The sequence below is a fragment of the Paenibacillus massiliensis 2301065 = DSM 16942 genome (assembly GCF_000377505.1).
Taxonomy (GTDB): domain Bacteria; phylum Bacillota; class Bacilli; order Paenibacillales; family Paenibacillaceae; genus Paenibacillus; species Paenibacillus massiliensis.
This window is the reverse complement of sequence record NZ_KB898199.1, coordinates 52,102-63,740: the sequence shown is the minus strand read 5'-3', so window position 1 is coordinate 63,740 and position 11,639 is coordinate 52,102. Positions and strand designations below refer to the sequence as shown.

At 47.9% G+C, this 11,639-nt stretch carries 11 protein-coding genes; 3 read left to right on the top strand and 8 right to left on the bottom strand.

The annotated features are described in order from the left end of the window. Positions 1 to 34: 34 nt before the first annotated feature. Together D328_RS0123655 and D328_RS0123650 are read right to left on the bottom strand one after the other, a co-directional pair. Positions 35 to 466 carry a CBS domain-containing protein gene (locus tag D328_RS0123655; protein ID WP_018887532.1) on the bottom strand — a complete coding sequence of 144 codons (432 nt, stop codon included), beginning with the start codon at positions 464 to 466 and terminating at the stop codon, positions 35 to 37. A gap of 48 nt (positions 467 to 514) precedes the next feature. Beyond that, complete coding sequence (locus D328_RS0123650; RefSeq protein WP_018887531.1) at positions 515 to 1,702, bottom strand: M20 metallopeptidase family protein; 1,188 nt, start codon at positions 1,700 to 1,702, stop codon at positions 515 to 517. Between the two features lie 254 nt (positions 1,703 to 1,956). Between D328_RS0123650 and ftsW the strand changes: the two genes are divergently transcribed. After that, on the top strand, positions 1,957 to 3,210 hold the full coding sequence (gene ftsW, locus D328_RS0123645) for a putative lipid II flippase FtsW (RefSeq protein WP_018887530.1): 1,254 nt from the start codon (positions 1,957 to 1,959) through the stop codon (positions 3,208 to 3,210). Between the two features lie 173 nt (positions 3,211 to 3,383). Here the strand turns inward: ftsW and D328_RS0123640 are convergent, their stop codons facing one another. Then, a complete protein-coding gene (locus D328_RS0123640) occupies positions 3,384 to 3,749 on the bottom strand; it encodes an Asp23/Gls24 family envelope stress response protein (protein ID WP_018887529.1) in 366 nt (121 codons plus the stop codon). Between the two features lie 227 nt (positions 3,750 to 3,976). On the opposite strand from D328_RS0123640, the gene cax reads away from it, so the two are divergent. Then, on the top strand, positions 3,977 to 5,047 hold the full coding sequence (gene cax, locus D328_RS0123635) for a calcium/proton exchanger (RefSeq protein ID WP_018887528.1): 1,071 nt from the start codon (positions 3,977 to 3,979) through the stop codon (positions 5,045 to 5,047). A gap of 202 nt (positions 5,048 to 5,249) precedes the next feature. On the opposite strand, the gene D328_RS0123630 is transcribed toward cax, so the two are convergent. From D328_RS0123630 to D328_RS0123610, 5 genes are all read right to left on the bottom strand, one after another. Then, positions 5,250 to 5,540: a YlaN family protein gene (locus tag D328_RS0123630; protein ID WP_018887527.1), complete on the bottom strand. Its 291-nt coding sequence runs from the start codon at positions 5,538 to 5,540 to the stop codon at positions 5,250 to 5,252. A 254-nt stretch (positions 5,541 to 5,794) separates the two neighbouring features. After that, a complete protein-coding gene (locus tag D328_RS0123625; RefSeq protein ID WP_018887526.1) occupies positions 5,795 to 6,040 on the bottom strand; it encodes an HPr family phosphocarrier protein in 246 nt (81 codons plus the stop codon). Positions 6,041 to 6,139: 99 nt separating this feature from the next. After that, a complete protein-coding gene (locus tag D328_RS0123620) occupies positions 6,140 to 7,255 on the bottom strand; it encodes an aminopeptidase (RefSeq protein WP_018887525.1) in 1,116 nt (371 codons plus the stop codon). 157 nt (positions 7,256 to 7,412) lie between these two features. Beyond that, a complete protein-coding gene (locus D328_RS0123615; RefSeq protein ID WP_018887524.1) occupies positions 7,413 to 8,267 on the bottom strand; it encodes a hypothetical protein in 855 nt (284 codons plus the stop codon). 247 nt (positions 8,268 to 8,514) lie between these two features. Then, complete coding sequence (locus D328_RS0123610) at positions 8,515 to 10,515, bottom strand: sensor domain-containing diguanylate cyclase (protein ID WP_018887523.1); 2,001 nt, start codon at positions 10,513 to 10,515, stop codon at positions 8,515 to 8,517. Between the two features lie 492 nt (positions 10,516 to 11,007). Between D328_RS0123610 and rpsD the strand changes: the two genes are divergently transcribed. Further along, positions 11,008 to 11,607 carry a 30S ribosomal protein S4 gene (gene rpsD / locus D328_RS0123605; RefSeq protein WP_018887522.1) on the top strand — a complete coding sequence of 200 codons (600 nt, stop codon included), beginning with the start codon at positions 11,008 to 11,010 and terminating at the stop codon, positions 11,605 to 11,607. The last annotated feature ends 32 nt before the right edge of the window (positions 11,608 to 11,639 follow it).

Below are 11,639 nucleotides of genomic sequence, written 5' to 3'. Positions count from 1 at the left end.
GCTACCGCATGTGTGATGATGGGTACATTTGTCCTTAATGGAAATGCTGTTCCGAAATTTTACTCAATGCTTCTCCTGCATTATCCGCAAAAATATCACGGACTGCCAGGTCACCAATAGAGACAATGCCAATCAGACGGTCTCCCTCTGTAACGGGAACACGGCGTATCGCTTGATCGGCCATGAGCTCCGCAGCTTCATCTACTGTCATGTCCTGAGAGGCAGTGCGAATTCCCGTAGTCATTACGCGTTCCACGCTTGCAGAGCCGGGATGCTTGTCTGCATAACCACGGATGACCAGATCTCGGTCTGTCACCACACCTACCAATCGGCGTCCTGCATCACTGTCGACGACAGGAATAAATCCGGTATCATGATCACGCATCTTCACAGCCACCTCAAAAATATCATCGTTCGGCGTCGCTGTTACACAATCCTTGGTCATTACTTCTTGAATTTTCTTCATAAGGGATACCCTCCTTTCGTTCAGTAGCGTATCCATTTGATCATGAAGTCATTCGTGCTTATGAATATACTCTCTTGCAAAGCTTGTAGCCATCGCTATGAACAGCCGGACCCCGCTCAGCATGACATCCTCATCAAAATCGAACTTGGGATGATGATGCGGAAAAGAAGCGCCCTTCTCCGGGTTACCTGCTCCAACAAACATGAAGCAGCCGGGCAGCTGCTGTAGATAATAAGCAAAATCCTCGGCAGGCATAATCTTGGGTGTCTCCTGCACCTGCTCTGCACCAAATATGGACGTGGCCTCGTGAAAGAAGCGCGCAGCTTCCTCTTTATTATTTACTACTGGCGGATAGCCCATAATATATTTAATTTCAGCCTTCGTATTATAAGCTGCTGTGATCTGCTCTGTTAGGCTATGCAGCCTTTCTTTCATCAAGGCCCGAGTATGCTCATCGAACGTCCGCACCGTTCCGCTCAGCTGACAGCGCTCAGCAATTACATTTTGCGCAGCACCGCCCTGAATCGTACCGATGGTCAGCACTCCAGGCTGCAGCGGATCAATGGAACGACTGACGATGCTTTGAAGCTGCATGACGAGTGCTGCTCCGGCAACTACCGTATCATTCGTGTGCTGAGGCATGCCGCCATGACCGCCTTTTCCATGAATATCAATATAAAAATCATCCGCCGCCGCCATCATAGCCCCTGCGCAGCTGGCCACCGTTCCCTTAGATAACGGAGTCCACAGATGAATTCCATAGATAGCATCTACACCGTCCAGCGCACCATCCTTGATGACCTGAAGTGCCCCGCCAGGAAGCAACTCCTCGGCAGGCTGGAACAGGCAGCGGATCTCGCCTGCCAGCTTATGACGATGCTGTGCGAAGTAACGAGCCGTTCCCAGCAGCATAGCTGTATGCCCATCATGTCCACATGCATGCATAGCTCCGTCTACGGTTGAACGGTACTCGCAATCCTTCTCATCCTGAATCGGCAGAGCATCCATATCGGCTCGAAGCATTACGACAGGACCTGGTCGATCCCCGCGAATAATCCCGATGACCCCATGTCCTCCAACATGCTCGCGTACTTCAATCCCCCACTCCTGCAGATGTGTTGCCACAAAGGCTGCTGTCCTGCTTTCGTGAAAAGACACCTCAGGATGTCTGTGCAAATGTCTTCGCCAACTGACCATCTGCTCCTGCAAACCCTCAAAGCCCGCTAGTTCTGTCATGCTACGTTCCTCCTTGATCCACTCTTCCTTGCACTATATGTATGTTCATGTGTCGGCTGCTCCTTGGCAGCTTTTCTTTCATCCTATTGTACCAGAACATTCAAGCTTCTGATACCTAGCACAGCACAACCTAATTACGCACAGGCTGACTACCCTTAATACGCTTGCAGAAGCCCCCCAAAAATACTATGATGGTAAAGAATACATGAGCGCTCGGCTAGTAAGGTCGAGGCGTTCACCAAGGGGTAGCTAAGATGACACAAACGAAACCGGTGCGACGTAGAGGTACGCCCGATTTCCAACTGCTAATACTGACATTACTGCTGGTCGGTTTCGGCGTAATCATGGTATTCAGTTCCAGTTCGAGCGTTGCCCTTCTGAACGAAAAATACAACAACGATGCACTCTATTTTGCAAAGCGCCAGGCAGGATTTGCTGTGTTAGGCCTTTTCGTAATGCTTGTTGCCATGAACATCCGAATGGAGAAATACAAGAAGCTATTTGTACCTTTATTCTTCGTTACTGTTCTTCTACTAATACTGGTATTGTTCATGAGCAAGCTGAATGGGGCCAAGAGCTGGTTCAACCTGGGATTGTTCGGCATACAGCCTACTGAGCTTGCCAAAATCTCAATTATTCTCTACCTATCGGCCTTAATCGCCAAGAAAGGTGAGAAATTTCGAGATTTGCGTACGGGCTACATACCTGTAATGGTTATTGTTGGCTTCGTCGCCGGTCTGATTATGCTCCAGCCGGATTTAGGGTCTTGCTTCATACTGGTCGCAACCTGTGGCCTGATTATCTATACTGGCGGAGCCAGTCTCAAGCATATTGTAGGCTCTGTACTGTTGTTCGTTCTTGGGGCAGGAATCGTGTTTGGAGCCGGGTCACTCCTTAGCTCGCTGACTCCTGATGATCAGGTGGATGGTGGCAGTAATTACAAGGTAGGACGGATCGAAGCCTTCCTTGACCCGACGAAAGACCAACAAGGATCAGGCTATAACTTGCTACAGTCGCTAAGAGCCATCGGTGAGGGTGGTGTAACAGGTTCTGGATTTGGACAAGGCATCGTGAAGCTGCATTATCTCCCGAATCCATTTAATGACTTCATCTTCTCGGTCATCGGTGAAGAGCTTGGCTTTATTGGAACTACGGTGTTTCTGCTCTTATATCTATACTTCATCTGGCGAGGTATGCTTGTGGCCTTGCGTTGCCATGATTCGTTCGGCACCCTTGTCGGCACAGGTATAATGGGACTGATTGCGATTCAAGCCTTCATTAACATCGGCGGTGTTACCCAGACCATCCCGATGACAGGTGTTACTTTGCCGTTCATCAGCTATGGGGGGTCATCATTGCTTGTCATGATGCTATCTATGGGAATCATGCTTAGCATTTCCCGGGAGAATTCCAGGCAGAGCATACAAGAACGGACGACCGGAGTTCAGATTCGAACTCAGACCCCTTCAACACCGTTCGAGCGTAAGCGCGCTAATCGTTCACGCTGAGCCGCTGAGTACACATTTCTCCACAAAAAGACTGACGGATTAATACTCCGTCAGTCTTTTTTGCAATCCAGCATGCAATGTTACATCCATTATAATGTGTTTACTTGTTGGTGCTATCATGTAGCCCTTGGAACATATACCCCGATTCACAAATCAGGAACACTGTATGCCAATTAGAGTTCATCTTCCTTGTTGAATACTACGCCCTCCACCTTGACGTTAACCTCAACAACCTTGAGGCCCGTCATGGTCTCAACCGCTTCCCGTACATTCTGCTGGAGCATGCGGCAGACCTCGTGGATCGGTGTTTCATAGAGAACCATGATGCGGAGATCAATGGCGGCTTCCAGCTGACCAACTTCAACAGTCACGCCTTTTTGAACATTTTTGCCGCTTAATCTTTTCGCCCATCCATCAGACAATCCCCCCGACATTGCAGCAATGCCAGGCGTCTCCAGCGCAGCAAGTCCTGCGATCTTGGCGACGACATCGTTGGATACTCGGATACTTCCGCTCTCTAATTGCAGTTGTTCTGCCATGCCACACATCCCCCTTCACCTTCATACTCGTATTGTAAATCCTTCCCCACTGCAAATGCAAACCCTGTTATGCATCTCTTTGTGAATATTTGGAGAGCCTATCTACGTACAGCCTTTACGAGGATACAGTGTCATACATCGTTTATCTTTTATGTCGTTCTGGTTATATTAATTGAGCAAGGATTTACATATGAAAGACTCATCTATATAAACGAGGTGTACACAACATGTCCAAGCCGTTGTATCCCATTCTTCTCATTGTATTTTTCCTGCTGAGCGCTATTGGTCATTACGCAGGATGGAGTCCCATTATCCAGTTTATCCTGTCTGCCGCATCTGTAATCCTGGTAGCGGGCTTCCTTGGCAAAGCAACCGAAAGTGTAGCCCACTATGCAGGCCAGCGGCTGGGAGGATTTCTGAATGCCACCTTCGGGAATGCTGCCGAATTGATTATTGCCATCTTCCTGATTCGTGAAGGTCTGTATGATATGGTAAAAGCAAGCCTCACAGGCTCGATCATCGGCAACCTGCTGCTCGTACTGGGTGCTAGCCTGTTCGCAGGTGGCTTGAAGCACAAGGTTCAGAATTACAACGTTTCACTGGCTGGACTAAGTGGCTCTCTGATGGTGGTGGCGGTCATTTCGCTGTTCATTCCGGCTGTATTTCTGAAGACTCACTCCATTACTGATCAAGACACCGACACCCTCAGCCTAATCGTAGCAGGTGTGTTAATTGTGGCCTATCTTGCCTGGCTGCTCTTCTCGATGATCACTCATAAGGATTATCTATCGGATGTAACGGATCAGAAGGATGAGGAGCTCCCACATGAGCACGCTCCTGCCTGGAGCAAGCGAACCTCCATTATCTATCTGGTCATTGCCACGATTATGGTTGCCTTCGTCAGTGAATGGCTGGTAGGTACACTGGAGACGTTCACCACACAATTTGGCTTGAGTGAATTATTTGTGGGGGCCTTCCTGGTGGCGATCATCGGGAATGCAGCGGAGCATAGCGCAGCCATCATGCTCGCCATGAAGAATAAGATCGGTGCATCTGTCGAGATTGCTGTCGGTAGCAGCCTGCAAATTGCTTTATTTGTGGCACCCGTCCTGATCTTCATTAGTTATTTCATGGGAAATACCATGGATATTGTGTTCACCACCATTGAGCTCGTTGCCATCGGGGTATCTGTATTCATTGCCAAATCCATCACGCAGGATGGATCGACTAACTGGTATGAGGGACTGATGCTGCTGGCTGTCTACTTCATTCTGGGTGTATCCTTTTATCTGGTATAAAGAGGAGAGCCGCCCTTCTCATAAGCTGAGGCTGGCCTGCCTGCTACGAATAAAAAAACGTCCATCGCCGTTCAATTGCATCTTAAAAAAGGCGGCTCTCTAGGAATAGAGAACCGCCTTTTTTATAGTCTGGAGCTAGGACCTCAAAAAAAGCATGCAGGTATGATCTGCATGCTCCTGTATCGCTTCAGCAGCTACAAAGCTACTCCTCTTTGTTGTTCATTGCTTCATACAGAAGAGCCAAATTGCGTTCCAGCTTGCTCACCAACTGTTTGCCCGCATGCTCTGGAAGAAGTCCTGCACGAACAGCAAAGTCTACCTCCTTGGAAAAACCATACATTTGAGTATCCAGAACTTCCTCATAGAGAGGGCAGTAACGGGTAGCCAGATTCTCCATCTGTACTTCAATAAGCTTCTGTATTTTATCCGCATCTTCCTGAAGAAGACTGATTGCTTTCAGGTGTAGCTGTTCTTGCAAATCAGATGAAGTCACATTCTTCCCCCCTCTGTCTTGGTATAACCTAAAGACATCCTGTCTTTAATATTAGACGAATTCAGGCGCCAATACAAGAACCTCTGCTTAAAAAACGTCCCACAATATCAGTACAGACAGGGAAAAGCATAAAAAGCAATATTTTCTTATGCACTGATGTCCCATTATTAAAACAGGTGCCGCCCTATAAGGACGACACCCGTAATGCACTAGTATAACTAATTCTGAAGCTACACAGATCGATTCTGATCGATCTAGTCAGTCACGACTTGAATTTCCATGCCGTGCTTGGCAAATACCTCTGCCATAGCTTGCTTAGCCTCATCTGCATCTGGTCCGTGCACATGGAGCTCGTAGCTGTGGCTATTCACCAGTGTGGTGAACAATCCCAGAATACTCTTCACATCAATGTACTTGTTGTCCGAATGAAGCACGATGGACGATGTGAACTTACCTGCGGTCTGGGCGATTTCTACTACTGCTGCATTGTTACTGGACATATGAATCCCTCCGATTTAACTGGATTACCTTGTTGTATCATATGATTTATTACTCCATTCATGATACATTGAATCCGCTTTCTCAGCAAGAAATTAATCCTATTTCAGCTGATCCGGATTCAAGCACTCCAACTCCGGCAACACGAAGATGCCATCCTTGCGAATCAGGACGTCGTCAAAGTAGATCTCTCCGCCGCCATATTCAGGACGTTGAATGAACACCAGATCCCAGTGAATGGAGGAGCGGTTGCCGTTATCAGCCTCTTCATAGGCCTGACCTGGCGTGAAGTGCAAACTGCCGGCGATCTTCTCGTCGAACAGGATGTCCTTCATTGGTGTCAAAATGTACGGGTTGAAGCCAATTGCGAATTCACCAATGTAACGTGCGCCTTCGTCTGTATCCAGAATTTCATTCAGCTTGCTGCTGTTGTTGCTCTCTGCTTCAACAATTTTTCCGTTCTCGAACCGGAATTTCACATTGTCGAAAGTCACACCATTGTACAGAGTCGGTGTATTGTAGCTGATCGTACCATTAACCGAATTACGGACAGGAGCAGAATAGACCTCTCCATCAGGAATATTGCGCTTACCTGAGCACTTGATAGCTCCAATATCTTTGATCGAGAAGGACAGGTCTGTTCCCGGTCCTGTAATACGCACCTTGTCTGTACGGCTCATCAGGTCAGCAAGCGCGTCCTGTGCTTTATCCATCTTGGCATAATCCAGCGTGCATACATCGAAATAGAAGTCCTCAAAGGCCTCTGTGCTTGTATTCGCCAGCTGAGACATACTTGCATTAGGATAACGAAGAACTACCCATTTGGTATGCTTGACACGCTGTTCACTATGTATCGGATGCGAGTACAATGAGTTGTACAGCTTCATCTTGTCCTCTGGAACATCGGACAGTTCATTTACATTTTCGCCTGCGCGAATACCAATGTATCCGTGCATTTGCTTCATACGCTCCAGGTCCAGCTTTGCCCATGTCTCAATCTGCTCACGATTGGCATTGCGCAGCATCACTCGTTGCACCCTGCGGTCCGTCAGCTCAACGAAGGCATTTCCCCCACGCTTAGCTATTTCCTCAATGATGGCGTTAAGCAAATCCCGCTCCGAACCGATCATCTCTACCAAAATATTCTCGCCTGGCTGAACATCAACAGAATAGCCGACGAGTGTCTCTGCCAATTTTAAAATTCTTGGGTCCTTCATTAAGCTCTCTCCTCTATGCTTGCTTTGTCCATTCATTCCTAGGCATTTTGCAAGCTTTTAATTTACAGCGTTAGCCGATTATGTAATCACCTGCAAATGCACATTTGAACACAGGTTAATTCTTCATTATTTATTGTATCACGTTCTTTCACACAACTTAATACCCTTCAAAAAAAACATCCGTCACCAATGCTTCTCCCTGTTCCGGATCATTCTTGTAGCTTAACTTCGTCTCGGAGGACAGACGCAATGGCAGACTGGTCGCCTTATCAATGGTCATGTGATAGACTGCACGCACCTCGGCATCCTTAAGTCTGTTCAGCATCTCGCTCTGCTCCTGCTTGCGGGTATGCTGAATCTCCTGGCGTAGCTCATCTTTATGAACGGTGGCTACTGCATCCATTTGCTGCAGTTGCTTCAAATAATGGGTCTCCATATTCTCCATCTCCGTAGTCAATTCATCACGAAGCATTTGCTTGGCATCGGCCGGAGTCAATTCAATCCGAAGCATTTTGACACCGCGGGGAGAACCGCTTTCCAATGATACAAGCTTATTGTAGCGGTCCAGCTGACTTAATTGATGAAAAGGATTGAATCGCCCCACTGTCCCATCCCACTCCCTGCTGCCCAATGAATTCAACTGCCACTTGCCTTGTTCTCGCCGCATCATTGATTTTGGCCCGCCTTTGTTTTCAATAGAAAAAGGCTTGTGCTCGCTAGACGTCTTGTGTACAGGGGAAAGCGTTGCTTCCTCCGACGGCAGTATTGTCCGAATCTCGACAACATCATGCCCACGCAAAGAACCCTCATAATGTATCTGCTGCTCAAACAAGCTGCTGTTAGATCGCCTAATCGCGGCCATTCCACGGAAGCTCATACGTTCCTTACCCGCAATCCCAGCTGAAGCCATTCTGTACAGCTCCTGCGGCGTGTGGCCCTGATCTGCATTCAAGCAGCCCTCTGCCAGAAGTGTACAGATGATGATCACTGCGTATATTCGCCATCCTCGCATATCTACCGCCTCCCCAAAATCTAGGTTCAGCACAATAGGCTTCCCTACTCACCCCGCTTATATTCAGAATTACAGTCTGCAAGCTGTGCCCTAGCAGGGGCGGGAGAGGAATAGGCCCTTAGAACAGATTTGAGCCGATGATGCGACAAATAAGCCCTCCTGCACGCAGCCATAGTGGCAACGAGCTTAGGAGAGCTTACAGTTCATGAATCTAATTCGGTTCCAATAGCTGTACATCTGCTGCATGTCATTCGATCTGGCCCATAAGCTCAGCGTCCAGATTCTCAAGCACCGTACGATTGCGCCCCTGCTTCTTGGCATCGTACAACGCCATATCAGCTCTATAGAACAGTTTCTCTATGCTGACCTGATCGTCCATCCAGCTCCATTCCGCAATACCGCAGGAGATGGTAACCGACGGATCCGTCTCTCCTGGTACCTTCTTGCGGATCGTCTCAGCCACCTGAAGAGCCTGGTAAATACCCAGCTGAGGCAAGTAGATAGCTAGCTCCTCACCACCCCAACGGGCACTGAGATCCTCACTGCGGACACTATCCTTAATAATTCCGCTGACAATTTTCAGCACATCGTCGCCCTTCTGATGTCCAAACGTATCGTTAACTCGCTTGAACTGATCAATATCAATGAGAATAAGAGATCCACAGAAATCCTTCTGCTGGTGCTCCTGAATGACCTTGTCCAGATAGTGGCGCACGTGTAATCCTGTTAGCATATCCATATTAGCCAACCTTCTCACCTGTGCATGCAAGGAAGCATTCATGAGTGCGAGTCCGATGTGCGTCGAGAACATCTGGAGCAATTTATAGTTATTATACGAGAAATAATAGGGCTGTGTATGCGTCAGCATGATCGAGCCTCGGACCTTGCCGCTCATGAGCAGCGGAACACCAATCATGGATTTCGAGCCCGTCTCGTTCATTAGCTCGGACACAATCGCAGACTCCTTGCTATAATCGGAGACGATCACCGGTTCACCAGAACTCTGGATATGGCCTGAAAATCCTGAATCTCCATATAGAACTCTATTTTCAAAAGCCCTCACGTTGCAGCCAATGATTTTTGAATGTTCTCCATTCTCTTCAAGCTGTACAATGCAGCAATTCTCGGCCTGAAAAATGGACATAAGCTCGAAGATGGCAAAATGAACGATATCGGTAAGCTGAAGACTCTGATTCAGGCGTTGGACCAGTTCGTTGATCAATCTGAGCTCCTGGATGAGCAGGTTGGACTGCTCCAGCAGGTTAGCGTTCTCAAAAGCTACTCCAGCTGTGTCCGCCATCATCGTAATCAGGCTGATATCCATTTCGCTCATTTCCTTCTGCCCTGGCGGCAATTGCAGATGCACAACACCATATGTGCCCTGCTTGCCCTTCAATGGGATGCCAAGCTCGGTGATCTCCTGACCGTCCACCTGCCCCACTGCAGGCTGGCCACTGACAAAGGCCTTCACGCTGACATTGCTGCTCTTCTGATCCAGAAGTAGCTGCTTTACTCGCAGATTGAGATTCTGCCTCTCCTGAGCCATATACAATGTAATCTCCACATCGGGGAACATGTCCGATATACTGTCGAACACCTCATCCAACACTGCATCCACTTCGATCTTGTCATGCATGCGCTTTACCAATTGAAATAGAATAGACGGCGTCTTGGACGGGCCACCCACCGTATTCTTCGAATGCAGAAGATCTGCAACGAACAGACTCTCGAATTTCTGATAGAACACGCTACGGTAATGTAATGCAGCCGTCTGAAGTGAGTCTGTGCTAGGACCCGGAGCAACGCTGGTCGCCTGCGCTGGTATCTTGAAGAGCAGAACAGCAAACAGATCATGATGAACCCGGGAAAATAAGGGAACACCGTAGACGACGTTGCGAATACCACCCGGGGATTCTTCAATCGTGTGCTCACATGCACCGGAACTCAGTACTCTTGACGCACAGGCTTGATATACCTCGGTCTCCCATGCACCAGCTATCTGTGCACTTCCGGTGTTAAATACGGCTGTGGAGAATTTCCGTAGCCACTCTAATCCTTCAGACTGCCTAATCCAGTCTGTATATGCGGTAAGCAGCAGATTATCAATGTATGGAAAATCCAAAGGCGTAATGTCCATGTTTTGCAGCCAAGAAAGAAAATCCGGGCATTGCCCGTCTAACAGCGGCTTTATTGGATTGGTCTTGTTACTCACGAGGACGTTGTCATCCGCTGATGGAAATTCTGACATATCGGGCGCTCCTTCACAGCAATGATATAACCCTCCTCCTGTACAAATTCTCAACAGAAGGCTGGATATCTTGTACAACTCCTTCTAGCGCAATTCTGAAAGGCATCTAACACGAAGACGCAATCGAGGAATGTAGACATGCTCTATTTTACTCCTTTCCCTTCGCATTTGCATCCATTTTTCAGTGAATCGGCCCAAATTTTTAGTCCATTAGACCTATCGACATTTTTTGACGTTTTCTTTTTTTAATTTTCTTGACATTACCACTACGTTTCATATAATATTTATTGTTGATGAAGACTGGGTGGTATACATTACTGCTCCGGTCTTAAATTTGGGCGAAACGGTTGTGTCACCCTCATCTGTTGTGTTGCTAACAGGACAGCGGCTGAACTTTCCTGTCAGTTGTGCATGATCTGATTTACATGCCAGACACTCTAGAGCGCAAAGAGAGCCCGACTCAAATTTAATTATGAAGGAGTTAACTCTATAATGGCACGTTACACTGGTCCTAAATTTAAATTAAGCCGTCGTCTCGGTATTTCTCTGAGCGGCACTGGTAAAGAATTGAAACGCCCTTTCCCACCGGGACAACACGGTCCTAACCAACGCAGAAAAATGAGCAACTACGGTATGCAGCTGCAAGAGAAGCAAAAGCTGCGTCACATGTACGGTCTGGGCGAGAAGCAATTCCGCACACTGTTCAACAGAGCTCAAAATATGCAAGGTATTGCCGGTGAGAACTTCATGTTCCTGCTCGAAAGCCGTCTGGACAACCTGGTATACCGTCTTGGATTCGCGAACTCCCGTGCGGGTTCCCGTCAATTGGTATCCCACGGTCACGTGACTGTGAATGGCAAAAAGGTAGACATCGCTTCTTACCAAGTATCTCCTGGTGATGTTATCGGTCTTCGTGAAAGAAGCCGCACAATGACTTCCATCAAGGAAGCATTGGAGAACCGTACACACCTGGCTTCTTACCTGGAGTACAACGATGCTGCGTTCGAAGGTAAATACATCCGTTTGCCAGAGCGTGCTGAGCTGTCCCAAGACATCGATGAGAAGCAAATCGTCGAATTCTACAACCGTTAATTTGTAACTAGAATTACCGAAAGGAGAGTCTC